The 26,994-nt window shown below is 60.2% G+C and carries 30 protein-coding genes; 19 read left to right on the forward strand and 11 right to left on the reverse strand.

Annotated elements, in window-relative coordinates; all coding sequences use genetic code 11:
• The first annotated feature begins 132 nt into the window (after window positions 1-132).
• The 4 genes from RE418_RS08465 (at window position 133) to RE418_RS08480 (ending at window position 3,178) form a co-directional block, all read left to right on the forward strand.
• The gene (locus RE418_RS08465; RefSeq protein ID WP_015379225.1) at window positions 133-501 is read left to right on the forward strand and encodes a diacylglycerol kinase; all 369 of its coding nucleotides are present in this window, start codon (window positions 133-135) and stop codon (window positions 499-501) included.
• Window positions 502-603: 102 nt separating this feature from the next.
• Window positions 604-1,212, forward strand: coding sequence for a transcriptional repressor LexA (gene lexA, locus RE418_RS08470; RefSeq protein ID WP_025160136.1), 609 nt, complete (start codon window positions 604-606; stop codon window positions 1,210-1,212).
• A 103-nt stretch (window positions 1,213-1,315) separates the two neighbouring features.
• Window positions 1,316-2,653 carry an MATE family efflux transporter DinF gene (dinF, locus tag RE418_RS08475; RefSeq protein WP_025304452.1) on the forward strand — a complete coding sequence of 446 codons (1,338 nt, stop codon included), beginning with the start codon at window positions 1,316-1,318 and terminating at the stop codon, window positions 2,651-2,653.
• A 315-nt stretch (window positions 2,654-2,968) separates the two neighbouring features.
• Window positions 2,969-3,178 carry a CsbD family protein gene (locus tag RE418_RS08480; protein WP_004936743.1) on the forward strand — a complete coding sequence of 70 codons (210 nt, stop codon included), beginning with the start codon at window positions 2,969-2,971 and terminating at the stop codon, window positions 3,176-3,178.
• 102 nt (window positions 3,179-3,280) lie between these two features.
• On the opposite strand, the gene zur is transcribed toward RE418_RS08480, so the two are convergent.
• Window positions 3,281-3,793, reverse strand: a complete 513-nt coding sequence (gene zur, locus RE418_RS08485; protein ID WP_015379223.1) for a zinc uptake transcriptional repressor Zur — start codon at window positions 3,791-3,793, stop codon at window positions 3,281-3,283.
• A 245-nt stretch (window positions 3,794-4,038) separates the two neighbouring features.
• Here zur and RE418_RS08490 point away from each other — a divergent pair, with 245 nt between their 5' ends.
• Window positions 4,039-4,611 (forward strand): sugar O-acetyltransferase, encoded by a 573-nt coding sequence (locus RE418_RS08490; protein ID WP_025304451.1) that lies wholly within the window; start codon window positions 4,039-4,041, stop codon window positions 4,609-4,611.
• Window positions 4,612-4,615: 4 nt separating this feature from the next.
• Here RE418_RS08490 and RE418_RS08495 read toward each other — a convergent pair whose 3' ends face one another.
• Window positions 4,616-5,161, reverse strand: a complete 546-nt coding sequence (locus RE418_RS08495; protein WP_089181385.1) for an RNA polymerase sigma factor — start codon at window positions 5,159-5,161, stop codon at window positions 4,616-4,618.
• 18 nt (window positions 5,162-5,179) lie between these two features.
• The gene (locus RE418_RS08500; protein ID WP_060434710.1) at window positions 5,180-5,713 is read right to left on the reverse strand and encodes a tetratricopeptide repeat protein; all 534 of its coding nucleotides are present in this window, start codon (window positions 5,711-5,713) and stop codon (window positions 5,180-5,182) included.
• Between the two features lie 202 nt (window positions 5,714-5,915).
• Here RE418_RS08500 and dusA point away from each other — a divergent pair, with 202 nt between their 5' ends.
• Both dusA and pspG read left to right on the forward strand, forming a co-directional pair.
• Window positions 5,916-6,926 carry a tRNA dihydrouridine(20/20a) synthase DusA gene (gene dusA / locus RE418_RS08505; RefSeq protein WP_042785464.1) on the forward strand — a complete coding sequence of 337 codons (1,011 nt, stop codon included), beginning with the start codon at window positions 5,916-5,918 and terminating at the stop codon, window positions 6,924-6,926.
• Window positions 6,927-7,083: 157 nt separating this feature from the next.
• Window positions 7,084-7,302: an envelope stress response protein PspG gene (gene pspG, locus RE418_RS08510; RefSeq protein ID WP_025304448.1), complete on the forward strand. Its 219-nt coding sequence runs from the start codon at window positions 7,084-7,086 to the stop codon at window positions 7,300-7,302.
• Window positions 7,303-7,602: 300 nt separating this feature from the next.
• On the opposite strand, the gene RE418_RS08515 is transcribed toward pspG, so the two are convergent.
• Window positions 7,603-8,586 (reverse strand): quinone oxidoreductase, encoded by a 984-nt coding sequence (locus tag RE418_RS08515; RefSeq protein ID WP_025304447.1) that lies wholly within the window; start codon window positions 8,584-8,586, stop codon window positions 7,603-7,605.
• Window positions 8,587-8,759: 173 nt separating this feature from the next.
• Here RE418_RS08515 and dnaB point away from each other — a divergent pair, with 173 nt between their 5' ends.
• Together dnaB and alr are read left to right on the forward strand one after the other, a co-directional pair.
• The gene (gene dnaB / locus RE418_RS08520; protein WP_025160134.1) at window positions 8,760-10,184 is read left to right on the forward strand and encodes a replicative DNA helicase; all 1,425 of its coding nucleotides are present in this window, start codon (window positions 8,760-8,762) and stop codon (window positions 10,182-10,184) included.
• Between the two features lie 17 nt (window positions 10,185-10,201).
• Window positions 10,202-11,281, forward strand: a complete 1,080-nt coding sequence (gene alr / locus RE418_RS08525) for an alanine racemase (protein WP_399676061.1) — start codon at window positions 10,202-10,204, stop codon at window positions 11,279-11,281.
• A gap of 44 nt (window positions 11,282-11,325) precedes the next feature.
• Here alr and RE418_RS08530 read toward each other — a convergent pair whose 3' ends face one another.
• Entirely contained in the window at window positions 11,326-12,093 is a 768-nt protein-coding gene (locus tag RE418_RS08530; protein ID WP_049204325.1) for a transporter substrate-binding domain-containing protein, read from the reverse strand.
• A 215-nt stretch (window positions 12,094-12,308) separates the two neighbouring features.
• On the opposite strand from RE418_RS08530, the gene RE418_RS08535 reads away from it, so the two are divergent.
• The 5 genes from RE418_RS08535 (at window position 12,309) to maa (ending at window position 15,665) form a co-directional block, all read left to right on the forward strand.
• Window positions 12,309-12,782, forward strand: coding sequence for an Lrp/AsnC family transcriptional regulator (locus RE418_RS08535; RefSeq protein ID WP_025304444.1), 474 nt, complete (start codon window positions 12,309-12,311; stop codon window positions 12,780-12,782).
• 80 nt (window positions 12,783-12,862) lie between these two features.
• Complete coding sequence (locus tag RE418_RS08540; RefSeq protein ID WP_399676063.1) at window positions 12,863-14,056, forward strand: amino acid aminotransferase; 1,194 nt, start codon at window positions 12,863-12,865, stop codon at window positions 14,054-14,056.
• Window positions 14,057-14,182: 126 nt separating this feature from the next.
• Complete coding sequence (locus tag RE418_RS08545) at window positions 14,183-14,599, forward strand: secondary thiamine-phosphate synthase enzyme YjbQ (protein WP_004936779.1); 417 nt, start codon at window positions 14,183-14,185, stop codon at window positions 14,597-14,599.
• 4 nt (window positions 14,600-14,603) lie between these two features.
• Window positions 14,604-14,957: an MmcQ/YjbR family DNA-binding protein gene (locus RE418_RS08550; protein WP_025304442.1), complete on the forward strand. Its 354-nt coding sequence runs from the start codon at window positions 14,604-14,606 to the stop codon at window positions 14,955-14,957.
• A 150-nt stretch (window positions 14,958-15,107) separates the two neighbouring features.
• Window positions 15,108-15,665, forward strand: a complete 558-nt coding sequence (maa, locus tag RE418_RS08555) for a maltose O-acetyltransferase (protein ID WP_025304441.1) — start codon at window positions 15,108-15,110, stop codon at window positions 15,663-15,665.
• A 31-nt stretch (window positions 15,666-15,696) separates the two neighbouring features.
• Here maa and RE418_RS08560 read toward each other — a convergent pair whose 3' ends face one another.
• The gene (locus RE418_RS08560; RefSeq protein ID WP_043139692.1) at window positions 15,697-16,749 is read right to left on the reverse strand and encodes an NAD(P)-dependent alcohol dehydrogenase; all 1,053 of its coding nucleotides are present in this window, start codon (window positions 16,747-16,749) and stop codon (window positions 15,697-15,699) included.
• 229 nt (window positions 16,750-16,978) lie between these two features.
• Window positions 16,979-19,807, reverse strand: coding sequence for an excinuclease ABC subunit UvrA (gene uvrA / locus RE418_RS08565; protein ID WP_049208298.1), 2,829 nt, complete (start codon window positions 19,805-19,807; stop codon window positions 16,979-16,981).
• A gap of 277 nt (window positions 19,808-20,084) precedes the next feature.
• Here uvrA and ssb1 point away from each other — a divergent pair, with 277 nt between their 5' ends.
• Window positions 20,085-20,618, forward strand: coding sequence for a single-stranded DNA-binding protein SSB1 (ssb1, locus tag RE418_RS08570; RefSeq protein ID WP_063988542.1), 534 nt, complete (start codon window positions 20,085-20,087; stop codon window positions 20,616-20,618).
• An 85-nt stretch (window positions 20,619-20,703) separates the two neighbouring features.
• On the opposite strand, the gene RE418_RS08575 is transcribed toward ssb1, so the two are convergent.
• The 4 genes from RE418_RS08575 to RE418_RS08590 all read right to left on the reverse strand — a co-directional run bounded on the left by RE418_RS08575 (window position 20,704) and on the right by RE418_RS08590 (window position 23,517).
• Window positions 20,704-21,768, reverse strand: a complete 1,065-nt coding sequence (locus RE418_RS08575) for a cyclase family protein (protein ID WP_237651423.1) — start codon at window positions 21,766-21,768, stop codon at window positions 20,704-20,706.
• 113 nt (window positions 21,769-21,881) lie between these two features.
• Window positions 21,882-22,094 (reverse strand): DUF1471 domain-containing protein, encoded by a 213-nt coding sequence (locus RE418_RS08580; RefSeq protein WP_169540438.1) that lies wholly within the window; start codon window positions 22,092-22,094, stop codon window positions 21,882-21,884.
• Window positions 22,095-22,357: 263 nt separating this feature from the next.
• Entirely contained in the window at window positions 22,358-23,107 is a 750-nt protein-coding gene (locus RE418_RS08585; protein WP_141999050.1) for a 3-oxoacyl-ACP reductase family protein, read from the reverse strand.
• Window positions 23,108-23,256: 149 nt separating this feature from the next.
• The gene (locus tag RE418_RS08590; protein WP_099816661.1) at window positions 23,257-23,517 is read right to left on the reverse strand and encodes a YdgH/BhsA/McbA-like domain containing protein; all 261 of its coding nucleotides are present in this window, start codon (window positions 23,515-23,517) and stop codon (window positions 23,257-23,259) included.
• Between the two features lie 195 nt (window positions 23,518-23,712).
• Here RE418_RS08590 and RE418_RS08595 point away from each other — a divergent pair, with 195 nt between their 5' ends.
• The 4 genes from RE418_RS08595 to RE418_RS08610 all read left to right on the forward strand — a co-directional run bounded on the left by RE418_RS08595 (window position 23,713) and on the right by RE418_RS08610 (window position 26,955).
• Window positions 23,713-24,156 carry a lipocalin-like domain-containing protein gene (locus tag RE418_RS08595; protein WP_025304434.1) on the forward strand — a complete coding sequence of 148 codons (444 nt, stop codon included), beginning with the start codon at window positions 23,713-23,715 and terminating at the stop codon, window positions 24,154-24,156.
• Entirely contained in the window at window positions 24,153-24,821 is a 669-nt protein-coding gene (locus RE418_RS08600; RefSeq protein ID WP_043139706.1) for a glutathione S-transferase family protein, read from the forward strand. Before RE418_RS08595 ends, RE418_RS08600 begins: the two co-directional genes overlap by 4 nt.
• 47 nt (window positions 24,822-24,868) lie before the next feature.
• The gene (locus tag RE418_RS08605) at window positions 24,869-25,276 is read left to right on the forward strand and encodes a VOC family protein (protein ID WP_025304432.1); all 408 of its coding nucleotides are present in this window, start codon (window positions 24,869-24,871) and stop codon (window positions 25,274-25,276) included.
• 317 nt (window positions 25,277-25,593) lie between these two features.
• Window positions 25,594-26,955: an NCS2 family permease gene (locus tag RE418_RS08610; RefSeq protein WP_025304431.1), complete on the forward strand. Its 1,362-nt coding sequence runs from the start codon at window positions 25,594-25,596 to the stop codon at window positions 26,953-26,955.
• Window positions 26,956-26,994 lie beyond the last annotated feature (39 nt).

A 26,994-nucleotide genomic window follows, 5' to 3' on the forward strand; every position in this document is an offset into this window, starting at 1 on the left:
TTGTTAGCAATGCGCCGCAAGCATACCAGAAACCGGGTAGCAGATCTGTGGTGTTCGAAAACCGAGAGCCGTCAGCGCGGACTGTTCTAGACTCTTTTTATTATGACCGACCTCTGAGAAAGGCACGAAAACATGGCAAACCAAGCAACCGGATTGACCCGCATCATCAAGGCCGCCGGCTATTCTTATAAAGGGCTTTCCGCCGCCTGGCAACACGAGGCGGCGTTCCGCCAGGAACTGGTGGTGACCCTCCTGGCTATCATACTGGCTGTCTGGCTGGACGTGGGTGCGATAGCGCGCATTTTATTGATCGGATCGGTGGCGCTGGTGATGATCGTCGAGATCCTGAACAGCGCGATCGAGGCGGTGGTGGATCGCATCGGCAGCGAACACCATGAGCTGTCCGGGCGGGCCAAGGACATGGGATCGGCGGCGGTGTCGCTGGCGATCGTGCTGGCGCTGTTCGTTTGGGGTACGGTCTTGTGGCAGCATTTTGGCTGACGAAAGTCGCCTACTGACTGATTTTTATTTATTCTTCGGTTCCCAATCCGCGCTTACCTGTATATACTCACAGCAAGACTGTATAAACAAACAGGGGGCGGAATGAAAGCACTAACTACCAGACAGCAAGAGGTCTACGATCTGATTCGCGATCATATTTCGCAAACGGGCATGCCGCCAACGCGTGCCGAGATCGCGATGCGTCTGGGGTTCCGTTCGCCTAACGCCGCCGAAGAGCACCTGAAGGCGCTGGCACGCAAAGGCGTGATCGAAATCGTCTCCGGTGCGTCGCGCGGTATCCGCCTGTTGATGGAAGAAGAAGAAGGGTTGCCGCTGATCGGTCGCGTCGCCGCCGGCGAACCGCTGCTGGCGCAGCAGCACATCGAAGGGCACTACCAGGTGGATCCTTCCCTGTTTAAACCGAGCGCCGATTTCCTGTTGCGGGTGAACGGCATGTCGATGCGCGACATCGGCATTCTGGACGGCGATCTGCTGGCGGTGCACAAAACGCAAGACGTGCGCAACGGCCAGGTCGTGGTCGCGCGCATCGAAGACGAAGTGACGGTCAAGCGCTTGAAAAAGCACGGTAACGTGGTTGAGCTGCTGCCGGAGAACAATGAATTCCAACCGATCGTGGTCGATCTGCGCCAGCAGAATTTCACGATCGAAGGGCTGGCGGTCGGCGTGATCCGCAACGGCGACTGGATTTAATCGCCGCGCCATCACCGCCGCTCCCTGTATCAATCGCCCCTGTTTTGGGGCGTTTTTGTTTCTGACTTCGCCCTTTGTCACTCTGTCACAGGAACATCCCATCATGCGCCTGATTTCCGCCTTCACCAGCGACACCGATAAAGCCCTGTGGCGCCTCGCCCTGCCGATGATTTTCTCCAATATCACCGTGCCGCTGCTCGGGCTGGTGGACACCGCGGTGATCGGCCACCTCGACAGCCCGATCTATTTGGGAGGCGTGGCGATCGGCGCGGTGGCGACCAGCTTCCTGTTCATGCTGCTGCTGTTCCTGCGCATGAGCACCACCGGCCTCGCGGCGCAGGCGCTGGGAGCGAAAAACCCGCAGGCGCTGGCGCGCGCCTTTATGCAACCGCTGCTGCTGGCGCTGTTGGCCGGGGGGGCGATCGTCCTGTTGCGCTACCCGCTGATCGAACTGGCGCTGCGGATCGTCGGCGGCGATGGCGAGGTGCTGGAGCAGGCGCGGCGTTTTCTTGAGATCCGCTGGTTGAGCGCGCCGGCGGCGCTGGCCAACCTGGTGCTGCTGGGCTGGCTGCTCGGCGTGCAGTACGTGCGTGCGCCGGTGATCCTGCTGATCGTCGGCAACCTGCTGAACATCGTGCTGGATATCTGGCTGGTGATGGGCCTGGGCTGGAACGTACGAGGGGCGGCGGCGGCCACCGCCATCGCCGAATATGCCACGCTATTGCTCGGCCTGTGGCTGGCGTGGCGAGTGATGCGTCTGCGCGGTATTACCCTGGCGATGCTGCGTCAGGCCTGGCGTGGCGATCTGCGCCGCCTGCTGGCGCTCAATCGCGACATCATGTTGCGCTCATTGCTGCTGCAGCTGTGTTTTGCGTCGCTGACCATTTTCGGCGCTCGCCTGGGGAGCGATGTGGTGGCGGTTAACGCGGTGTTGATGAACCTGCTGACGTTTACCGCCTATGCGCTCGACGGCTTCGCTTATGCGGTGGAGGCCCATTCCGGCCACGCCTACGGTGCCCGGGACGGCAGCCAACTGCGTAAGGTGTGGCACGCGGCCTGCAGGCAGGCTGGGCTGGTCGCGTTGGCTTTCGGCCTGGCGTATGCCGTTACCGGCCAGCAGATCGTGGCGGCGTTGACCTCCTTGCCGGAGCTGCGTGCGTTGGCCGCCCACTATTTACCGTGGCAGGTCATTCTGCCGCTGGTCGGGGTGTGGTGCTATTTGCTGGACGGCATGTTTATCGGTGCCACGCGCGGCGCCGAGATGCGTAACAGTATGGCGGTGGCCGCGGCAGGATATGGTCTGACGCTGTTCAGCGTGCCGCTGCTAGGCAATCACGGGCTCTGGCTGGCGCTGGCGGTGTTTCTGACGTTGCGTGGCGTGGCGCTGGGTTGGATTTGGCACCGTCATCAGGTGCGCGGCAGCTGGTTTGCTGCACGTTAGACCGGACGCTTTGTTGGGTTAATTATTAATTTATCTTATGTTTTTATTCATGTTTGCTTACATGTTTTCAGCCTGAATATTTCCGGTTTAGTTCGTTGTTTGTTAGCGTTTTTTGTGTTTATTTTTCTTTTTAATGGTTTTTTATTCTGATGTTTGGCTTTTTTATTTCCATGTTTAACTAGAATGAATCATGTGGCTGGTGAATGAAGGGGAGCGGTGCTTCTTAAGGTGAAGGGAGTATCAACCAGAAAAACTTCTGTTTAACCCCGGCCGGCGACAGGGATCACTGATTCACCACAGGTTAACGGAGAGACTATGAATAAAGATCAAGCCGACGGTAACTGGAAGCAGCTGAAAGGCAAAGTGAAGGAAAAATGGGGCAAGCTGACCGATGACGATCTGACGGTCATCGAAGGGAAACGCGAACAGCTAGTCGGTAAAATCCAGGAGCGCTACGGTTACCAGAAAGAGGCGGCCGAGAAAGAGGTGAAAGCCTGGGAAGATCACACCAAACACCGCTGGTAACACGCAGGGCCGCCACTGACGGCGGCCGGCAACAGCGCAGGCCGGCGTCGCTCCATCCTCTGGCGCCCCGGCTGCAGGTACAGGGAAGTACCTGACTTCGTCTTACTTCTTCTTGATGGCGATGCTGTGATCGTGTTCGGCGCAATCATGCTTGCTGTCACAAGCCTCAACTTCAACGCAACCGGCGCACAGACCGTGCGCTTCCACCACGCTGTGCCGCAGTGCAAATCCGGCTTCCTGCGCCAGCTTCTGCAGCGTTTCCTCCACGCCTTCGGTGGTGCGTTCGGTCACCTGGCCGCAGCGGTCGCAGATAAACAGCGCGGACGTATGCATCGGCTGTTCGAAATGGTGGCACAGCACGTAGCTGTTGGCCGATTCCACTCTATGGATAAACCCTTGCTCCAGCAGAAAATCCAGCGCGCGGTAGACCGTCGGCGGCTTGGCCTGCGGTTCGGCGACGCGCAGCAGATCGAGCAGGTCATATGCGCTGATTGCACCGGGTTGCTGAGTCATCAGACGCAGCACTTCCAGCCGTTGCGGCGTCAATCGCACATTGCGTTGCTGGCAGAGGCGTTCAGCCTGCGCCAGCAGCTTTTCCTGGGTGGTTGAGTTCATCGCAAATATCCCGGTACGTAAAAAAGCCGATTTTACCATGATTACGGCGAATCGCCGAGAGTTGCCCCCTTTTCCCCTGAGGATAGCGCAGGGAAAGGCGCGTCGATCGCGCGAAAAGAGAGTTGCATCACAACTTTTCCCCGCCGTCGGGCGGCAAATCAACGTTGCCGGTTTTAGCGCTGGAGAGCGGGGGACGAGAGCGGTATAACGCCTTTCACCCGCGTGATGAGCAGGAGCCCTGTGTGATGACGGAAAGAGAGAAGCTGTTAAGCGGCCTGGAGTACAACAGCCGCGATGAAGAACTGATCGCCCTGTACCATCGGGCGAGGGCGTTGACCAAAAGCTTGGGGGCGCTGGACTCGCATCAGGCGGACGAGAAAAACCGCCTGCTCGGCGAGCTGTTTGGCGCCTGGGGGAAGGCGAGTTGGATTGAAACGCCATTCTGGTGCGACTACGGGCAGCATGTCCGCATCGGTAAAAACTGTTTTATCAACGTCAATGCGGTGTTCCTCGATTGTAATACCATCACCATCGGCGACAACACGCTGATCGGCCCCAACGTGCAAATCTATACGCCGAGCCACCCGCTGAAGGCCGCAGAGCGCTTCACCGGCGATCCGGATTTCCCTTTCCGCACCTCGGCGCAGCCGGTGTCCATTGGCAACAACGTCTGGATCGGCGGCAACGTAGTGATCCTGCCGGGAGTGACCATCGGCGACGGCACGACCATCGGCGCGGGCAGCATCGTCACCGGCGACATCCCGGCCAACGTGCTGGCGCTGGGGCAGCCATGCCGGGTTATCCGCTCGTTGGAATAGGGCGTTATCGACGAGCAGGAGGCAAGGGGGCGGGATGGCTCTCTTTGCGGTGCGGGCCGTCGTTTGCCAACGGGCGGTCATCGGCCAACGCCAAGCGTGCGGCCGCCAGGCGGCTCATGACGGTGCCGATTGGCACCGCCAGCACTTTCGCGGCCTCCCGATAGGATAGCCCTTCGATATACACCAGAAACAGCGCGTTGCGCTGAGCCGCCGGCAGCCGGCTGACGCGTCGCATCACTTCATGGAGCCAGACCGGCTGTTCACCGTTGTTTGCATCGCCAAGCTCTTCCGCCGCCATGCAGCCTTGCCCCTGGCGAAGATGTTGGGCGCGAACTTCATTGAGCCAGATGGAGTGCAGGATGGAAAACAACCAGCGATCCAGGTGCGAACCGGGAGTGAATTGCGCAGCGCGCTCCAGCGCACGCAGGCAGGTCGCCTGCACCAGATCGTCGGCGATATCCCGCCGGTGCGAAAGCACCAGCGCATAGCGCCACAGGCGGGAGAGATAGTGGCCGAGTTCATCGCGTATCGCATCGCCGCTGATAGTCACCTCCGCAGGCGCGTCGGATCAAGATTCCGGGTGGCGGTCGATGGCCGCCGCCAAATCGCGGTACTCCTCGCATTTGGTGCCGCACAGCGACTGGATCACCTGCAACTGCTGGCGCGCCAGATCGGGTCGGCCTTTCAGCATGTAGGCTTCCCCCAGGTACTCGCGCACTTTAGGGTATTTCGGATCGAGAGCTACTGATTTTAAATAATAGCCGATACCCTCATCGGTGCGGCCAAGTTTGCGCGTGGCGTAGCCGCGATAGTTCAGCGCAACGGCGGTGTTGGGATCTTTCAGCGTGTTGAGCATATCGAGCGCTTCCTGATAGCGGCCGCTTTTCGCCAGCGCATAGGCGTAGTTAGTGCGGTCGACGTCGTCGACCTTGCCGCTTTTATCCACCATGCAGGTCTGAGTTTTGCTGTCGTAGACCTGGCCTTTCGGGCAGGTCGGCGGGGTTTGGCTGCTGCCGTCGCCGCCCATCGCCAGCGCCGCGCCGGAAAACAGCAGGCAGCCGGCAATGGCCGATGCCAGCAGGCGTTTAATGAAGCTGTTCATGGTTGTGTCCTCAAGGCAGAGGCGCCGTGCGCGCCCGTAATGAGATAACACCTGAACGAGTGGGTTTATTCGCCTTGTCTCCGCTTATTTTTGCCGGCGGCAAGCGGTTTTTCCCAACGGCGCTGATTGTCGTTATAATAGCCGTTTGCGGCCGCGCGCCGTTCGTTGAACCCAGACAGACTCAGGTAGCCAGTAACTCAGCATGACGAAAGACAACCACGCCCCAACCTACGCCGCCAATCGTTTCTCCATCGCGCCGATGCTCGACTGGACCGATCGTCATTGCCGTTACTTCCACCGCCTCTTGACCAAGGAAACGCTCCTGTACACCGAAATGGTGACCACCGGCGCGATCATCCACGGCAAGGGCGATTACCTGGCCTACAGCGAAGAAGAGCATCCGGTGGCGCTGCAGTTGGGCGGCAGCGATCCGGCCGCGCTGGCGCATTGCGCCAAGCTGGCGGAGCAGCGCGGTTACGACGAGATTAACCTCAACGTCGGCTGCCCGTCCGATCGCGTGCAAAACGGCATGTTCGGCGCCTGTCTGATGGGCCAGGCGGCGCTGGTCGCCGATTGCATCAAGGCGATGCGCGACGTCGTATCGATACCGGTGACGGTGAAGACCCGCATCGGCATCGACGATCAGGACAGCTACGCCTTCCTGTGCGACTTTATCCAGACCGTCGCCGGGCGCGGCGAGTGCGACATGTTCACTATCCACGCTCGCAAAGCCTGGCTCTCCGGCCTCAGCCCGAAAGAGAACCGCGAAGTGCCGCCGCTGGACTACCCGCGCGTTTATCAGCTGAAGCGGGATTTCCCGGCGCTGACCATCGCCATTAACGGCGGGGTGAAAACGCTGGAAGAGGCGCGGCAGCATCTGCAGCATCTGGACGGTGTGATGATGGGGCGCGAGGCGTATCAGAATCCGGGTATCCTGGCGCGGGTCGACAGCGAACTGTTCGGCGCGCAGACCGCGGTGCCGGACAGCGTGGCGATCGTCGAAGCGCTGTATCCGTATATCGAGCGCGAGCTGTCCAACGGCACCTATCTCGGCCACATCACCCGTCACATCCTCGGTTTGTTCCAGGGCGTGCCGGGCGCGCGCCAGTGGCGTCGCCACCTGAGCGAGAACGCCCACAAGCCGGGCGCCGATGCGCGGGTGGTGGAGCAGGCGCTGGCGCTGGTGCGTCAGCCGCGCGTCGAAATGGCGTAACCCGCAAAAAATTTGACCAATAGTTAGTGTTTTTCGCCAGGCATTCGGTACGTTACCGGATGCCTGTCCTATTTTTTCAATAGGTTAGCCCTTCCGCCATTCTGGCACGCTTCTTGTAATCCACTCTGCAGATACGTTGTATTGCAAAGGAGCAATCATGTTGGAAATCTTCTTTCTCATTGGCTTTGTGGTGATGCTGATGGTGACCGGCATCTCGCTGCTGGGGATCTTCGCCGCGTTGTTGGTGGCGGCGGCGTTCATGCTGTTGGGCGGGTTGTTCGCGGTGGTGATTAAGCTGCTGCCGTGGCTGATTTTGGCGGTGGTCGGGGTATGGATTTACCGTTCGATGCAGAAACCGCAGGCCAGGCGTTACTGATTTTTTGCTGAATAATCAGTCAGTCGCGATGAAACTTGCATAACTGCCCGCCACGCTAATGCGGCAGCGATCACAGCTTGGCAGTTTTACCCGGCGATGTGGCACATAAAGCGTGTTTTTTGCCGCACGGGGCTGTTAGGATGTGGGTCGATGCAGTGATGCGACCGATTTCATCACCGTGAGAGACAACCAAAATTCGTGTTGCTGAAGCAACCCCCTGTCTCTGGCGGACTCTGCTCTACCCCTACAAAACGCAGTAACAGAAAGGGCTCCGTAAGGAGCCCTTTTCTTTGGCCGCGATCAGGGGATCAGCAGGCTGGAGCCACTGGTGCTGCGGCTTTCCAATACTTGGTGTGCCCGCTGGGCGTCGGCCAGCGCGAATTTCTGCTCGTCTTTCACTTCTACCCGAATGGCGCCGCTGCCGATCAGGGAGAACAGCTCGTTGCTGGCGTACTGCAGCTCGGCGCGGTTGGTGATATAGCCGTTGAGGGAAGGGCGGGTGACGTACAGCGAGCCCTTCTGATTCAGCAGCGCCAGATCGACGCCGGTCACCGGGCCTGAGGCGTTGCCGAAGCTCACCATCAGGCCGCGACGCTTCAGGCTGTCGAGCGAGGCCAGCCAGGTGCTTTTACCCACCGAATCGTACACCACGCCGACCTTCTCGCCCTGCGTCAGCTCGGCCACCCGCTGGGCGATATCCTCTTTGTGGTAGTTGATGGTGGCCCAGGCGCCGGCCTGTTTCGCCAGCGCGGCCTTCTCGTCGGAACCGACGCTGCCGATCAGGCGCGCACCCAGCGCTTTCGCCCACTGGCAGGCGATCAGCCCGACGCCGCCGGACGCGGCATGGAACAGGAACACTTCACCCGGTTGCACGTCATAGGTCTGGCGCAGCAGGTAGTATACCGTCAGCCCTTTGAGGAAAGAGGCTGCACCCTGTTCAAAGCTAAGGTTGCCCGGCAGCAGCGCCACGCGTTCTGCCGAGACGTTGTGGATCTCGCTGTAGGCGCCGAGCGCCGATTGCGCATACACCACCCGGTCGCCCGGTTTGAGGACGCTGACCCCGGCGCCGACCTTGGTCACCACGCCGGCCGCTTCGGTGCCGAGGCCGCTCGGCAGGCTGGCCGGCGCGTACAGTCCGCTGCGCACATAGGTGTCGATGTAGTTGATGCCGATCGCCTTGTTCTCGATCTGCACTTCGCCGGCAGCCGGATCGAGCGGTGTAAAATCAACGTATTGCAAGACTTCCGGCCCGCCGGTGGCGGAGAATTGAATGCGCTTGGCCATGTTCTACCCTCATTTGGTTATCTGAATTCACCCTATGCCTTTTGGCTGCGGAGATCTAGCCTGCCCGTGCGCCAGCCTGTGGCAATTATGCGGCGGAATCGTGCGGAAAAATCACGTATACTCTTGCGTCAGCAGCCTCACCCTCATTCGCAACCGGATAAAGACTACGTTTCATGGCAGGAAAAAAACCAACCAACAAAACAAACGCGGACGAAACCAGAGAGCGTTCCAGAGATCGTCAGATGGAAGGGCTGAAGATGCCGCCGCACTCGCTGGAGGCCGAGCAGTCGGTGTTGGGCGGTTTGATGCTGGATAACGAGCGTTGGGACAACGTGGCGGAACGCGTGGTCGCCAACGACTTCTTCAGCCGCCCGCATCGCCTGATCTTTACCGAGATGCAGCGTCTGCTGGAGATGAGCAAGCCTATCGACCTCATCACCCTGTCCGAATCGCTCGAGCAGAAGGGTGAACTGGACTCGGTCGGCGGCTTCGCCTACCTGGCCGAGCTGTCGAAAAACACCCCGAGCGCCGCCAACATCGGCGCCTACGCCGACATCGTGCGCGAGCGCGCGGTGGTGCGCGAAATGATCTCGGTGGCTAACGAAATCGCCGACGCCGGCTACGATCCGCAGGGGCGCAGCAGCGAAGACCTGCTCGATCTGGCGGAATCCCGCGTATTCCAAATCGCCGAGAACCGCGCCAGCAAAGACGAAGGCCCGAAGGGCATCGAACGCATCCTGGAAGACACCGTATCGCGCATCGAGCAGCTGTATCAGCAGCCGCACGACGGCGTGACCGGGGTCGATACCGGCTATCAGGACCTCAACAAGAAAACCGCGGGCATGCAAAAGTCCGATCTGATCATCGTCGCCGCCCGTCCATCGATGGGGAAAACCACCTTCGCCATGAACCTGTGCGAAAACGCCGCGATGACCCAGGAAAAACCGGTGCTGATCTTCAGCCTGGAGATGCCCGGCGAGCAGATCATGATGCGTATGCTGGCGTCGCTGTCGCGCGTGGATCAGACGCGCATCCGTACCGGCCAGCTCGACGACGAGGACTGGGCGCGCATTTCCAGCACCATGGGTATCCTGCTGGAGAAGCGCAACATGTACATCGACGATTCCTCCGGCCTGACGCCGACCGAAGTGCGCTCGCGCGCGCGGCGCATTTTCCGCGAGCACGACGGGCTTAGCCTCATCATGATTGACTACCTGCAGCTGATGCGCGTGCCGGCCCTGTCCGACAACCGTACGCTGGAGATCGCCGAGATTTCGCGCTCGCTGAAGGCGCTGGCGAAAGAGCTGCAGGTGCCGGTGGTGGCGCTGTCGCAGCTGAACCGTAGCCTGGAGCAGCGCGCCGACAAACGCCCGGTTAACTCCGACCTGCGTGAATCCGGCTCTATCGAGCAGGACGCCGACCTGATTATGTTCATCTATCGTGATGAGGTGTATCACGAGAACAGCGATCTGAAAGGGATCGCGGAAATTATTATCGGTAAGCAGCGTAACGGCCCGATCGGTACCGTGCGCCTTACCTTTAACGGCCAGTGGTCGCGTTTCGACAACTACGCGGGGCCACAATACGATGACGAATAATCAGCTAAGGAACTGAAATGAAAGCGGCAACCGCTGTAATCGACCGCCGCGCTCTGCGACATAATCTGCAACAGGTGCGCCGCCAGGCGCCGCAAAGCCGCCTGATTGCCGTTGTGAAAGCAAACGCTTATGGACATGGCCTGCTGGAAACAGCACACACCCTGCAAGACGCCGACTGCTACGGCGTGGCGCGCATCGGCGAGGCGCTGATGCTGCGTTCCGGCGGCATCGTCAAGCCGATCCTGCTGCTGGAAGGCTTCTTCAGTGCCGAAGATCTGCCGGTGCTGGTGGCGAACAACATCGAAACCGCGGTGCACTGCATCGAACAGCTCGAAGCGCTGGAGCAGGCCGAGCTGGCGCGCCCGGTGCCGGTGTGGATGAAGCTCGATACCGGCATGCATCGGCTGGGGGTGCGCCCCGAACACGCGGAGGCGTTTTATCAGCGCCTGTGCGCCTGCCGCAACGTGGCGCAGCCGGTCAATATCATGAGCCACTTCAGCCGCGCCGATGAACCGGAGTCCGACACCACGTTGAAACAGATCGCCTGCTTTGAGCAGTTCGCGCGCGGTAAACCGGGCCAGCGTTCGGTCGCCGCCTCCGGCGGCACGCTGCTGTGGCCGGACGCCCACAACGAGTGGGTGCGCCCCGGCATCATTCTGTACGGCGTGTCGCCGCTGGATAACGGCAGCGGCGCCGAGCATGGTCTGCAGCCGGCGATGACCCTGAAATCCAGCCTGATCGCGGTGCGCGAGCACAAGGCCGGCGAAGCGGTCGGCTACGGCGGCACCTGGGTCAGCCCGCGCGATACCCGGCTGGGCGTGGTGGCGATGGGATACGGCGACGGTTACCCGCGCAGCGCGCCGACCGGTACGCCAATCCTGATCAACGGCCGCGAAGTGCCGATCGTCGGCCGGGTGTCGATGGACATGATTTCGGTCGATCTCGGGCCGGACGCCGCCGATAAGGTGGGGGATGAAGCGGTGCTGTGGGGCCAGGCGCTGCCGGTCGAACGCATCGCCGCCTGCACCGGCATCAGCGCTTACGAACTGATCACCAAGCTCACGCAGCGTATGGCGATGGAATACATCGGCGACTGATGCGCCGCAGGGGCCGACGCGCGTCGGCCCCGTTTCTCAGCGGGTTACTTCTTTACCGCCAACCACTTGTCGATAACCTTCTGATACTCGCCGGTCGCCTTGGCCAGGTGCAGCCACTGATCCACATACAGTTTCCAGCTCAGATCGTCGCGCGGCAGCATGTAAGCCTTCTCGCCGTACTGCATCGGTTTGGTCGGATTCACCGCGCACAGCTTCGGATAGCGCTTCTGCTGGTACAGCGCCTCGGAGGCGTCGGTGATCATCACGTCCGCCTTGCGATCCACCAGCTGCTGGAAAATGCTCATGTTGTCGTGCGTCAGCGTCAGTTTGGCCTTCGGCAGATAGGCGTGCACGAAGGCTTCGTTGGTGCCGCCCGCCGGTTCCAACAGACGCACCGACGGCTTGTTGATCTGTTCGATAGTGCGGTATTTCTTCACGTCGGTGCAGCGCACCAGCGGGATTTTGCCGTCGGTATCCAGCTTGTCAGCGAAGAACACCTGTTTTTGCCGCTCCAGCGTGACGGAGATGCCGCCCATCGCGATGTCGCACTTGCCGGAGGCGAAGTCCGGCGTCAGGGTTTTCCAGCTGGTTTTCACCCACTTCACGTTGGCGCCCAGGCTCTTGGCCAGCGATTGCGCCATGTCGATGTCGATGCCTTCATAGCTGCCGTCTTCCTTGAGGAAGGTATAGGGCTTGTAGTCGCCGGTGGTGCAGACCTCCAGGGTCTTTTGCTGCAGCACTTTGTCCAGGTGGGATTGCGCGCTGGCGCTGCCGGCGGCGAGCAGCAGCGCGAGGGGGAGTAGCTTTTTCATCTGGCGTCCTTTTTATACATTCGTGGTTTTATGCGTTACTTCGCCGTTAATTGTCGTTTGTCTGCATGAGTTAGCCGTTTTTTATGCCGCTTACCGGCGAAAACGCCGGGCGTTGCTGCTGTACGCGATTTAAGCGCCAGGGTGTGACGTCGGCAACGGTAAAAAAACTGGTAGGCTGTAACGTCAACATTTATTAACACAGTTTACAGGTGGCTATGTACAACATTGACGATTTTGATATGAAAATCCTGACGCTGTTACAGGCCAACGGCCGTTTGACCAATCAGGAGCTGAGCGAACTGGTGGGGCTTTCCGCTTCCCAGTGTTCACGGCGGCGCATCAGCCTGGAGCAGGCGCAGCTGATCCGCGGCTACCACGCGCGGCTGGCGCCAGAGGCGGTCGGCCTGGGGCTGGTGGGGCTGATTGAAGTTAGCCTGATCACGCACGCGCAGGAGCAGATCGACAGCTTTCATCAGATGCTGGAGGACGTGGACGCGATCCTTGACGCTTACAAGACCACCGGCGACGCCGATTACCTGCTGAAAGTGGCGGTGGCTGACCTGCCGGCGCTGAGCGAATTCATCAGCCAGACGCTGTCGCCGCACAAAAGCGTGGCGCATATCAAAACGGCGGTGGTGCTCAATCGCATCAAGGAAAACGGTTTGTTGCCGGTGACGCGAGAAAGCTGAAACCAAATGCGCTTTTCCGTCTATATTAGGAACGTAACGCTGTGCCTAAACCACAATAAATAAACCAGGAGAAAAACCCCGTGTTCCAGAACGTTGACGCCTATGCCGGCGATCCCATTCTGTCGCTGATGGAAAAATTCAAACAAGACCCGCGCGCGCACAAGGTAAACCTGAGTATCGGCCTGTACTACGATGCGCAGGGCATCATTCCGCAGATGCGGGCGGTCGCCGCGGCGCAAGCGCAGTTGAACAGCGTCGAGCACGGCGCCTCGGTATACCTGCCGATGGAAGGGCTGCAACCCTATCGCTCCGCCATCCAGCAACTGCTGTTCGGCGCGCAGCATCCGATGCTGCAGCAGGGGCGCATCGCCACCATTCAGACCGTCGGTGGTTCCGGCGCGTTGAAAGTGGGCGCCGACTTCCTGAAAAGCTACTTCCCGGATTCGCAGGTGTGGGTCAGCGATCCGACCTGGGAAAACCACGTCGCCATCTTCAGCGGCGCCGGTTTCAAAGTGAATACCTATCCGTATTTCGACAGCGAAAGCCTGGGCGTGAAGTTCGACGCCATGCTCGCCGCGCTGAAACAGCTGCCGAAGCACAGCATCGCGCTGCTGCATCCGTGCTGCCACAACCCGACCGGTTCCGACCTGACCCCTACCCAGTGGGATGAGGTGGTCAAGGTGATCGCCGATCGTGAAATCATTCCGTTCCTTGATATCGCCTATCAGGGCTTCGGCGGCGGCATGGAGCAAGACGCCTACGCCATTCGCGCCATCGCGGCGGCCGGCCTGCCGTGCCTGGTGAGCAACTCGTTCTCGAAGATCTTCTCGCTGTACGGCGAGCGCGTCGGCGGCCTGTCGGTGGTGTGCGAAAGCGAAGAGGCGGCCGGGCGCGTGCTGGGCCAGCTGAAGGCCACCGTGCGCCGCAACTACTCGAGCCCGCCGAACTTCGGCGCGCAGCTGGTGGCCAAGGTGCTGAACGACGCCCAGCTGAAAACCCAGTGGCTGGACGAAGTGGAGAGCATGCGCACCCGCATCCTCGAGATGCGTCACGCGCTGGTGGACACCCTGAAGAGCGCGCTGCCGCAGCGCAATTTCGATTACCTGCTGGCTCAGCGCGGCATGTTCAGCTACACCGGTTTCAGCGCGGCGCAGGTCGATCGCCTGCGTGAAGAGTTCGGCGTCTACCTGATCCACAGCGGCCGCATGTGCGTGGCCGGCCTGAACCACAACAACGTGCGTCAGGTGGCCGAGGCGTTTGCCGCGGTGCAGTAACGCCTGTTAGTCTGAACGGACGTTCATCGGGGAGCGATAGCGATATCGCTCCTTTTTTATTGCCGGTGCGCCGCCGAAGTTGCCGCAAACCGGAGAGAGAATATACTGATTGAGGGGCGCTCACTCATGTGGCATCAGCAAACGCTAATCCTCAGCGCAAAAGCGCGTGGCTTTCATCTGGTTACCGACGAGATCGTCAACCAGTTAACCCACTTACACCGCCTGCAAACCGGCCTGCTGCATCTGTTGCTGCAGCATACCTCGGCCTCGCTGACGCTCAACGAGAACTGCGATCCCACGGTGCGAGCCGATATGGAGCAGCATTTCCTGCGCCAGGTGCCGGAAAACGCACCCTATCAACATGACTACGAAGGGCCGGACGACATGCCGGCGCACATCAAATCCTCGCTGCTGGGCGCTTCCTTGACGCTGCCCGTCAGGCACGGGCGGCTGATGTTGGGCACATGGCAAGGCATCTGGCTGGGGGAGCACCGCATCCACGGCGGAGCACGCCGTATTGTGGCCACATTACAGGGGGAATAACCCAATGAATAACAGCGCATTGCTGGAGTACTGCATGGCGAAGCCGGGCGCGGAGCAAAGCGACCAGAACCAGTGGCAGGCCAGCCAGATCAAGGTGGGCGACGTGATGTTCGCGATGGTGTGCGAGGTCGAAGGGCGGCCGGCGCTGGCAATCAAGTCCAGCCCGGAGCTGGCGGAAAGCCTGCGCGAGCACCACCCGGAGATCGTCGCCTGCGACGGCCTGAACAAGGCGCACTGGAATACGGTGTTTCTCGACGGCAACCTGCCGAACTCGCAGTTTTATACGCTGATCGACAGCTCCTATCAGCTGGTGGTGGAAGGCCTGCCCGAACACGTGCGCCAGGAACTGCGCGCCTGATTGCCGGGCGGCGGCACCGCCCGTTTTCTCCTGCTTTTTCGTGTTAAATCGTGATCGCGGCTTTAAATTGGGAACGTTCCCTTTTTGTCGTCAGGAAAAAACGGCTACGCTTGGGCATTCAAGAAACGCGATAAGATTAAGGAGGCCGACATGGCCATCAGCGAAGAAAAGCGCAAGATGATCGCCGGGGAGCTGTACGACGCCGGTGATGACCTGCTGCGCAGCGAACGTCGGCGCGCGCGCCAGTTGACGCATCGCTATAACCACTCCTCGCCGGAAGAGGGCGAGCTGCGCAAACAATGGCTGGACGAGCTGCTGGGCGGCTATCAGGGCGGCACCATTGAGCCGACGTTCCGCTGCGACTACGGCTATAACATCTATCTCGGCAAGAACTTCTACGCCAATTTCGACTGCGTGATCCTCGACGTGTGCGAGGTGCATATTGGCGATAACTGCCTGCTGGCGCCGGGCGTGCATATCTACACCGCCACCCATCCGCTGGACGCCGAGACCCGCGTCGGCGGCGCGGAGTTCGGCAAGCCGGTCAAGATTGGCGACAACGTGTGGATCGGCGGGCGCGCGGTGATCAATCCGGGCGTGACCATCGGCGATAATGCGGTCGTGGCCTCCGGCGCGGTAGTGACCAAAGACGTGCCGGCCAACTGCGTGGTGGGCGGCAACCCGGCCAGGGTCATCAAGCAGCTATAAAAAAACGGGCGCCGCCGGGCGCCCGCTGTCATCAGGCTCGCAGCGAGTCGATATCCACCACGAAGCGGTACTTCACGTCACTTTTCAGCATGCGCTCATAGGCCTCATTAATTTGCTGCATCGGGATCAGCTCGATATCGGACGTGATGCCGTGTTGGCCGCAGAAGTCCAGCATCTCTTGCGTTTCCGCGATGCCGCCGATCAGCGAACCGGCGATACGGCGGCGCTTCATGATCAGGTTGAACACCTGCGGCGACGGATGATCGTGCTCCGGCGCGCCGACCAGCGTCAGGGTGCCGTCGCGGCGCAGCAAGTTGAGGAACGGGTTCAGATCGTGCTGAGCCGCTACCGTGTTGAGGATGAAGTCGAAGCTATTAACGTGCTGCGCCATTTCATCCGGGTTGCGCGAAATCACCACTTCATGGGCGCCGAGGCGCTTGGCGTCTTCGATTTTCGACGGCGAGGTGGTGAACAGCACCACGTGCGCGCCCATCGCCCGCGCCAGTTTGACGCCCATGTGCCCCAGCCCGCCGAGGCCGACGATGCCGACCTTTTTGCCTGGCCCCGCGCCCCACTGGCGCAGCGGCGAATAGGTGGTGATGCCGGCGCACAGCAGCGGTGCGACCCCGGCCGGATCGAGATTTTCCGGCACGCGCAGCACGAAGTCCTGATCTACCACCAGATTGGTGGAGTAGCCGCCATAGGTGACGGCGCCGGTCTGGCGATCCTGGCCGTTATAGGTGCCGGTAAAGCCGTTCTCGCAATACTGTTCCAACCCCTCATCGCAGCTCGGACAGCTGCGGCAGGAATCCACCATGCAACCGACGCCGACCAGATCGCCGACCCGGTAACGCGAGACATGGCCGCCGACGGCGCTGACGCGCCCGACGATTTCATGGCCCGGCACTACCGGGTAAATCGTATTGCTCCATTCGTTGCGAGCCTGATGCAGGTCCGAATGGCAGACACCGCAGAACAACACCTGAATTTGCACATCGTGGTCGCGCAGGGCGCGGGGTGGGTAATCGAAAGGCACCAGCGCAGACTTCGCATCATGCGCGGCATAGGCATGGGTAATGTTCATGGTCGCTCCAGTTATCAATGTAGGGGGGACAACGCTTGGCCGGCAGCGGAGTGCCGGTGAGATGCGGCCTGAATCAGACAGGGCGGCCGCCGAGGGAACATTGATGATAAAAGCAGTGAGTGCGGAGGGAAATGCCTGAAAATGTCGAAATCTTGCCCGTTTCTGTTTGATTGCAATGAAACGGGTCAGCGTGCGGGTCGCCTGAACGACGGCCCGCACGTTGGCGATATTACTTGTTCAACAGCGGTTTCAGGAAGCGCGCGGTGTGCGATTTTTCACACTCGGCCACGGTTTCTGGCGTGCCGGCGACCAGGATCTCGCCGCCGCCGCTGCCGCCTTCCGGCCCCAGATCGACGATCCAGTCGGCGGTCTTGATCACGTCCAGGTTATGCTCGATGACCACGATGGTATTGCCCTGATCGCGCAACTGATGCAGCACCGCCAACAGCTGTTGGATATCGGCGAAGTGCAGGCCGGTAGTCGGTTCGTCGAGAATATACAGCGTCTGGCCGGTGCCGCGTTTCGACAGCTCGCGCGCCAGCTTGACGCGCTGCGCCTCCCCGCCGGAGAGCGTGGTGGCCGACTGGCCGAGGCGGATGTAGGACAGGCCGACATCCATCAGGGTCTGCAGCTTGCGCGCCAGCGCCGGCACTGCGTCGAAGAAGTCACGCGCTTCTTCGATGGTCATCTCCAGCACTTCGTGGATGCTCTTGCCTTTGTACTTCACTTCGAGCGTTTCGCGGTTATAGCGTTTGCCCTTGCACTGGTCGCACGGCACGTAGATGTCCGGCAGGAAGTGCATTTCGACCTTGATCACCCCGTCGCCCTGGCAGGCTTCACAGCGCCCACCCTTGACGTTGAAGCTGAAGCGGCCCGGCGTATAACCGCGGCTGCGCGATTCCGGCACGCCGGCGAACAGCTCGCGCACCGGGGTGAAGATACCGGTGTAGGTGGCCGGGTTGGAGCGTGGCGTACGGCCGATCGGGCTCTGATCGATGTCGATCACCTTGTCGAAATGTTCCAGGCCGGTCACTTCGCGGAACGGCGCCGGCTCGGCGATGGTGGCGCCGTTAAGCTGGCGCTGGGCGATCGGGAACAGCGTATCGTTGATCAGCGTCGATTTGCCGGAGCCGGACACGCCGGTGATGCAGGTAAACAGACCGACCGGCAGCGTCAGCGTCACGTCCTTCAGGTTGTTGCCGCGCGCGCCGCTCAGCTTCAACACTTTGGTCGGATCGGCCGGCACACGCTGCGCGGGAATGGCGATCTCGCGCTTGCCGCTGAGGAACTGGCCGGTCAGCGATTCCGGCTGCGCCATGATGTCGTCGACGGTGCCTTCTGCCACCACCTGGCCGCCGTGCACGCCGGCGCCGGGGCCGATGTCGATCACGTGGTCGGCGGCGCGGATGGCGTCTTCGTCATGCTCCACCACGATCACCGTGTTGCCGAGGTTACGCAGGTGGATCAGCGTTTCCAGCAGGCGCTCGTTATCGCGCTGGTGCAGGCCGATCGACGGCTCATCCAGCACGTACATCACGCCCACCAGGCCGGCGCCGATCTGGCTGGCCAAACGAATACGCTGCGCTTCACCGCCGGAGAGCGTTTCCGCCGACCGGGACAACGACAGGTAGTTCAGGCCGACGTTCACCAGGAATTTCAGGCGATCGCCGATCTCTTTCAGCACTTTCTCGGCGATCTTGGCGCGCTGGCCGCTGAGCTTCATGTTCTGGAAGAAGGTCATCGCATGGCCGATGCTCAGATCGGAGATTTCCGGCAGCGTGGTGTCTTCGACGAACACGTTGCGCGCTTCTTCGCGCAGACGGGTGCCGTGACACGAGGCGCAAGGGCGGTTGCTGATGAACTTCGCCAGCTCTTCGCGCACCGCGCTGGATTCGGTCTCTTTATAGCGGCGCTCCATGTTGTGCAGCACGCCTTCGAACGGATGGCGGCGCACGGTGGTGTCACCGCGATCGTTGATGTATTTGAATTCGATCGACTCTTTGCCGGAGCCGCTCAGCACCGCCTTCTGTACGTCGGCGCTCAGGGTGTTGAACGGCGCTTCGACGTCGAACTTATAGTGCTCCGCCAGTGAACGCAGCATCTGGAAATAGTAGAAGTTGCGGCGATCCCAGCCGCGGATCGCGCCGCCGGCCAGCGATAGCTCGGGGTTTTGCACCACGCGATCCGGATCGAAGAACTGTTGCACGCCCAGGCCGTCGCAGGTCGGGCAGGCGCCGGCCGGGTTGTTGAAGGAAAACAGGCGCGGTTCCAGTTCGCGCATGCTGTAGCCGCAGATCGGGCAGGCGAAGTTGGCGGAGAACAGCAGCTCGTCCGCTTTTTCGTCGTCCATGTCCGCCACCACCGCGGTGCCGCCCGAGAGCTCCAGCGCGGTTTCGAACGATTCGGCCAGGCGCTGCGCCATGTCGTCGCGCACCTTGAAACGGTCGACCACCACTTCGATGGTGTGTTTTTTCTGCAGCTCCAGCTTCGGCGGATCGGACAGATCGCACACTTCACCGTCGATGCGCGCGCGGATATAGCCCTGAGCGGCCAGGTTTTCCAGCGTTTTGGTGTGTTCGCCCTTGCGATCTTTCACCACCGGCGCCAGCAGCATCAGGCGCTTGCCTTCCGGCTGGCTCAGCACGTTGTCGACCATCTGGCTGACGGTTTGCGCCGCCAGCGGCACATGGTGATCCGGGCAGCGCGGCTCGCCGACGCGGGCGAACAGCAGGCGCAGGTAGTCGTGGATCTCGGTGATGGTGCCGACCGTGGATCGCGGGTTGTGCGAGGTGGATTTCTGCTCGATGGAGATCGCCGGCGACAGACCTTCAATATGGTCGACGTCCGGCTTTTCCATCAGCGACAGGAACTGGCGCGCATAGGCGGAGAGTGATTCGACATAGCGCCGCTGCCCTTCGGCGTACAGCGTATCGAAAGCCAGCGAAGACTTGCCGGAACCGGACAGGCCGGTGACGACGATCAGTTTGTCACGCGGGATGATCAGGTTGATGTTTTTCAGATTATGGGTTCGAGCACCACGAACTTCGATATTGTCCATTTACACTTCCCGTCTTGATGATACACCGCGCCTGTCGCGATTTTTGCGGGGGATTTTGTGATGGATCTCGCAAAAAACCGGCACAGCCTGGTCGAAACGCATAATTATGACACAAAAAAACCTGAATGAATATCCAGTATGAGAATGCAACAAGGTCGATCGAAAAGACAATTCTGGAATGCAATTCGCACTTATCAACACGGGTGTGGTTTCGTACTCAGCGTGGTAAACTGACGCGTTTATACTGTGTAGAAATCAATCATCGGGAGAAGTGCTCATGGCCAGCAGAGGCGTAAACAAAGTAATTCTGGTCGGGAATCTGGGTCAGGATCCAGAAGTCCGTTACATGCCGAACGGCGGCGCAGTGGCCAACATTACCCTGGCGACCTCCGAAAGCTGGCGTGACAAGGCGACCGGCGAACAGAAAGAGAAGACCGAGTGGCACCGCGTCGTGCTGTTCGGCAAACTGGCCGAAGTGGCGGGCGAATACCTGCGTAAAGGCTCTCAGGTCTACATCGAAGGCTCCCTGCAGACGCGTAAATGGACCGATCAGTCCGGCGTGGAAAAATACACCACCGAAGTGGTGGTTAACGTTGGCGGTACCATGCAGATGCTGGGCGGCCGTCAGGGCGGCGGCGCACCGGCCGGTCAATCTGCCGGCGGCCAGGGCGGTTGGGGCCAGCCTCAGCAGCCACAGGGCGGCAACCAGTTCAGCGGCGGCCAGCAGCAGTCTCGTCCGGCGCAGAACAGCGCTCCGGCGGCCAGCAGCAACGAACCGCCAATGGATTTTGACGACGATATCCCGTTCTAAGCCTGGCGACAGTGCTAAAAAAACCCCGCTCAGGCGGGGTTTTTTGTGGGCGCTCGCTGCCGATTTTCTGCGGCGGTGTCGCCAATCAGTAAATTGCTACCGGGTTGATGTTGACCTGCGTTGAACCGACATACAGCGGTTGCCCCAGCACGAACAGGAATTCCCAGGTTTTCGTGCGCACCAGTGGGCGGCTGTCGATCAGTTCCAGGTTATAGACGCCGCGCTTGGCCAGCAGGTATTGGTTGACCGGGAACTCTTCGTCATTTTTCGGGTTAGGGTACACTTCGGAAGCCCAGGTATCACCGCCAAAGGCCACGATGCCTTGGTCAGCCAGCCACTTCGCCGCTTCCATGCCGATACCCGGTTCGACCTCCAGGAATTTTTTATTGTCCTTACCAATCAGCTCCAGCCAACCGGTATTAAATAAAACAACGTCGCCTTTTCTTAAGCTAATGCCCTGCTTCTTAAGCACCGCTTGAATATCCGCAACGGAAAATTCGGTGCCGCCCGGAACGATGTCTTTATGATAATAAGCCGTCATATCGAGCACCACGCCGCGGGTGACCATGGGCGGCACTTTTTCCACGCCCAATTTTTTCACGCCATCTACGGTGACGAAGTCCGCCGCCTTATTGCCGTTATAATAAACGTTGTCGATGCCGATATGGCCTATACCGTTCAACTGGGTGCCGACGCCGGTCCAGGCATTCACCAATTCATCATTAAAGGTGAATTTATTTGGGCCAAGCGTTTTGCCGTCCTGCTGACCAGGCTGAATATTATATAAACGGAAGCTACGGTGGCGGAACGCCGGGAAATCTTTATCGACGGGAACCGCCAATGACAATGTCTTGCCCTGTTTTACCAGTTGCACGGACTGTAGTACCCCTTCCGGCGTGAGCAGGTTGGCGGCGCCGATTTCGTCTTTTGCACCGTAAACAGAAGGGTACCAGTCTGACGGCTGAGCGGCGGACTCTGCGGCCTGTGCAGGCACTGTGGCAAGCAAAGGCAGCAAGAGGGAGAGGCGATACAATGATTTCATCAGTGACTCATCCTTATAACGACGTAGTGCAGAGTGAATGAAAATGAACCGTCCGGACATAGGCGACGTCAGGCCGCCGAATAATAACCGGTGGAGAAAGAGGCTCATTTTTAGTACGCGGGTGTTTTAGCGTAATGCTTTATAAAGCATGGCGAATAACCACCCGACGATGACTTCCTTATGCGGAAATAAATAACGCCGTGCGAGCGGCGTCATTGATATTATTTTTTCAGCGCTGCACTCATGGTGACGAAATTGCCCATGTAGGCGCTGGTGATTTTGTAGCCGCTTGCACCGGCCTCTTGCGCTTTTTTAGCGATGAGAGCTTCGGTGGAGTCCAGCGTTCTACCGGTTGCGGTAACGCTTTCTGCTGCGGCGTTAAACGACAACATGGAAAACAGAGCGAGTGAAATAACGGTGGTCATGGTTTTCATATCTTTATCCTGTGTTCGACAATTCGAAAAATAAGGGTGTCCGGTACGACACGATGGAGCGAAGGATAAAGGGGACGATGAGGTGAATAAATAACAGAATCGTCAATAAACTATTCCGTTTTTGTGCATAAACTGATTCGATTGTTGTCTTTCAAGCGGTATTGGTGGGGTATAGCGGGGGTGGCGAACGGGTATGTATCGACCTTCAGGCTTACACTCCGCGACAGGCGAATAAATAAAAAGCCCCTTACGGGGCTTGGACGTTACGCCGAGAAACCGCCGTCGATGCTCAGGCTGGCGCCGGTGATGTAACCCGCCTGCGGGCCGGCGAGGTAGGCGACGAAGCTGGCGATCTCTTCATCTTTGCCGTAGCGGCCGATCGCCATCAGCTGCTTGAGCTGATCGGCGAATTCGCCGGCGTCCGGGTTCATCTCGGTGTCTACCGGGCCGGGCTGCACGTTATTGACGGTGATGCCGCGCGGGCCGAGATCGCGCGCCATGCCTTTGGTCAGGCCGATCAGCGCCGATTTGCTCATCGCATACACCGCCGCACCGCCGAACGGCACGCGCTCGGCGTTGGTGCTGCCGATGTGGATGATGCGCCCGCCGTCATTCATGTGGCGCGCCGCTTCCTGGCTGGCGACGAACACGCTGCGCACGTTGACCGCTAGCATGCGATCCAGATCGTCCAGCGCCAGCGCTTCGGTGCCGCCCAGTGTAAACACCCCGGCGTTGTTCACCAAAATATCCAGGTTGCCGAAGTGGCTGACGGCCTGACGCACCGCCTGCTGCAGCGCCGCCGCATCGGCGCTGTCGGCCCTGATGGCGAGGGCTTTGCCGCCGGCGGCGGTAACGGCGCTTGCCACCGCTTCGGCGCGATCGGCCGAGGTGGCGTAGGTAAAGGCGACCGCGGCCCCTTCACTCGCCAACCGTTTCACGATGGCGGCGCCGATGCCGCGTGAGCCGCCTTGGACGAATGCGACTTTGCCTTGCAGAGGATGTGCTGTGGTCATGTTATTTCTCCAAAGTGGGTGAGGGTAAGGCGTTATTCCCAGTATCGGTGAAATGTCCGGCGGCCACTGTTCACAAAGAGCTTTGCCTGCCCACAACGAGAAAAGCCCCTTGCGGGGCTTCTTTCTTCCGTCGGTTGGCTGTTCGACGATCAGTTGAAGATTTCTGCGGTGCCGTACAGTTTGTTCTGGCCACCGGCGGCGACGATGCGGTAGGAACTGGCGCCCGACGCGGCGGCTTTGCTGGCCAGTTCGCTTTCCAGCGCGCTCAGGTTGGTGGCGCCGCTAACGGAGATTACGCCGATTTTTTGGGCGTCTGCAGCGGGTTGGCTGGAAGGCAGGTCAGCGGCGAAGGTAGCGAAAGAAGCGGTAGCCAGCAGCGCAGCGGTAGCAAAAATTTTGACGTTTTTCATGATGTGTTCCTCAGAGTATTTGTTAGGTGAGAGCCCGTTGCCTCTCGATGTGTTAAATAGTAGTGCACCGGGTGTGAATAAAAAATCGGAGAGTTTTGAGTATCTCTGTCAAATAAACTGATTGTTTTTCACCCGCTGGCGCGCGGTAAAAATCGCCACTACCCTTTACAGAGGATCTTTAACCGGAGAAGCGTAATGACGGTAAACGCGTTTATCGGCAGCTGGGCGCTGGTGTCGTCGGTGTTCAAAAACCAGAACGGCGAGCTGAATTACCCGCTGGGCGAGCAGGTGTTGGGGCGCATCCACTATGAGGCCAACGGCACGATGGCGGCGCAGCTGTATAGCGCCGTGCGGCCGCGTTTCGCCGCCGACGATTTGGCGCAGGGGTCTGAGCGGGAGATCCGCGCCGCCTTCATCAATATGATTTGCTACTTCGGCCACTATCAGGTGGAGGAAAGCGAACAGCGGGTGGTGCATCAGGTCGAAGGCTGTTCGTTCCCCAATTGGGTAGGCAGCCGTCAGGTGCGTTTTTACGCTTTCAGCGGCGATCGGCTGACGTTGCGCACGGTGCCCTTGCAGCTCGGCAACGGCGTGCAGGTTGGCGAACTGGTGTGGCAGCGGACAGAGGCTTCGTCATGATCATTGTTCATCATCTCAACCACTCGCGATCGCAGCGCATTCTGTGGTTTTTGGAAGAGCTGGGTGTGCCCTATCAGGTGCAACGCTACGAGCGCGATCCGCAGACCCTGCTGGCACCGGCGGCGCTGAAAAAGATCCATCCGCTGGGCAAATCGCCGGTGATCGTCGACGGCGATCTGACGCTGGCGGAATCCGGCGCCATCATCGAATACTTGCAGGAAGCCTATGACGCACAGGGCATGTTCATGCCGACCGACTTCCACGCGCGCCAGCAGTATCGCTATTGGCTGCACTACGCCGAAGGATCGCTGATGCCGCTGTTGGTGATGAAGCTGGTGTTCAGCCGCCTTGGCCAGCCGCCGATCCCCTGGCTGCTGCGGCCGGTGGCCGGCGCGATCGGCAAGGGCGTGCAGCGCGAATACCTCGACAAACAGATCGCGCCGCACTGCGAATACCTCGAACAGCACCTGAACAAGGGCAGCTGGTTTGTCGGCAACGATTTCAGCGCGGCGGATATTCAGATGAGCTTTCCGCTGGAGGCGATGGCGGCGCGCGGCGCGTTGGACAATTGCCCGAAACTGCGCGGCTTCCTGCAGCGCATTCATGCCCGGCCCGCCTACCAGCGGGCATTGGAGCAGGGCGGCCCTTACAACCTGCTGAGTTAAGCGGATGGGCTATACTCGATGGGGTCATTCTTCATCGGAGGTAGCCCATGGCTACGCAAATCTTCGTTAACCTACCCGTACGCGATCTGCCCGCCTCGATGGCGTTTTTCACCCACCTGGGGTTCGCTTTCAACCCGCAATTTACCGACGATACCGCCGCGTGCATGGTGGTCAGCGACACGATTTACGTGATGCTGCTGACCCATGACAAATTCAGGATGTTTACCCCGAACCCGATCGGCGACGCCAAACAGGCCACCGAGGTGCTGGTGTGCCTGTCGCAACCCAGCCGGGCGGCGGTGGACGAACTGGTGCGCAAGGCGATCGCCGGTGGCGGCAACACTTATCATCAGCCACGCGACTACGGCATGATGTACGGCCATGGCTTTCAGGACCTGGACGGCCATATCTGGGAATTGATGTATATGGATCCCGCTGCGGTACAGGCGCAATAATCTCGCCGGGGCGTCCGTCGCCCCGGTTTTATCGTGCAGACGCCATTCCCGCCACTTTCTGCATAAATTGCCGCGATCTTTAGTTGATTAGACGCCATGGAAGGCAGGATAATCGTTTGCCTTGAATAAACCACCATAAATTACCCGTACCGCGCGCTGCGAGTTAAACGTTTGCCTTGGTGCGCATTGCCGTTGGCGATGCGACGGAAGGGCAAGGAAGCGGAACGTGACGTAAACGATTACGTGGCGATCGGGCGCGGGCGAGATGACAGGCCTGCTGTGACGGGCCGATTAATGAAACACAGGGGAAGTAACCTATGTCGAACTCTCAAGCGAACCACGCCGCAAAACCAACCGGCGGGCTTGATGGCTATTTTAAAATTTCCGCGCGCGGCAGCAGCGTGCGACAGGAAGTGGTGGCGGGGCTGACCACCTTCCTGGCGATGGTGTACTCGGTGATCGTGGTGCCGAGCATGCTGGGCAAAGCGGGTTTCCCGCCGGCGGCGGTGTTTGTCTCTACCTGCCTGGTGGCCGGGCTGGGCTCGCTGCTGATGGGGCTGTGGGCTAACCTGCCGATGGCCATCGGCTGTGCGATTTCATTGACCGCTTTCACCGCCTTCAGCCTGGTGCTGGGCCAGCACATCAGCATTCCGGTGGCGCTGGGCGCGGTGTTCGTGATGGGCGTGCTGTTTACCGTCATCTCGGTCACCGGCATCCGCGCCTGGATCCTGCGTAACCTGCCGATGGGCGTGGCGCACGGCACCGGCATCGGCATCGGTCTGTTCCTGCTGCTGATCGCCGCCAACGGTGTCGGCCTGGTGGTGAAGAACCCGCTGGATGGCCTGCCGGTGGCGCTTGGCGCCTTCACCTCCTTCCCGGTGGTGATGACGCTGGTCGGCCTGGCGGTGATCTTCGGCCTGGAGAAGCTGCGCGTGCCCGGCGGCATTCTGCTGGTGATCATCGCCATTTCCATCATCGGCCTGATCGTCGATCCGGCGGTGAAATACCAGGGGCTGTTCGCCATGCCGAGCCTGGCGGACGCTGACGGCAAATCGTTGATCTTCAGTCTGGATATCATGGGCGCGTTGCAACCGGTGGTGTTGCCGAGCGTGCTGGCGTTGGTGATGACCGCGGTGTTCGACGCCACCGGCACCATCCGCGCGGTGGCCGGGCAGGCCAACCTGCTGGATAAAGACGGGCAGATCATCAACGGCGGCAAGGCGCTGACCTCGGATTCCCTGAGCAGCATCTTCTCCGGCCTGGTGGGCGCCGCGCCCGCCGCGGTCTACATCGAGTCCGCTGCCGGCACCGCCGCGGGCGGCAAAACCGGCCTGACCGCCACCGTGGTCGGCATCCTGTTCCTGCTGATCCTGTTCCTGTCGCCGCTGGCCTATCTGGTGCCGGTCTACGCCACCGCGCCGGCGCTGATGTACGTCGGCCTGCTGATGCTGAGCAACGTCACCAAGCTGGACTTCAACGACTTCGTCGACGCAATGGCCGGCCTGCTGTGCGCGGTGTTCATCGTGCTGACCTGCAACATCGTCACCGGCATCATGCTGGGCTTCAGCTCGCTGGTCATCGGCCGCATCTTCTCCGGCGAATGGCGTAAGCTGAACATCGGCACCGTGCTGATCGCCGTGGCGCTGGTGGCGTTCTACGCCGGCGGCTGGGCGATTTAAGCCTCTTGGGTTTCCCTCGCCCATCGGGCGGGGGAGCCT

Origin of the sequence: Serratia sp. szju, from assembly GCF_044594185.1 — a bacterium.
Taxonomy (GTDB): Bacteria; Pseudomonadota; Gammaproteobacteria; order Enterobacterales; family Enterobacteriaceae; genus Serratia; species Serratia bockelmannii.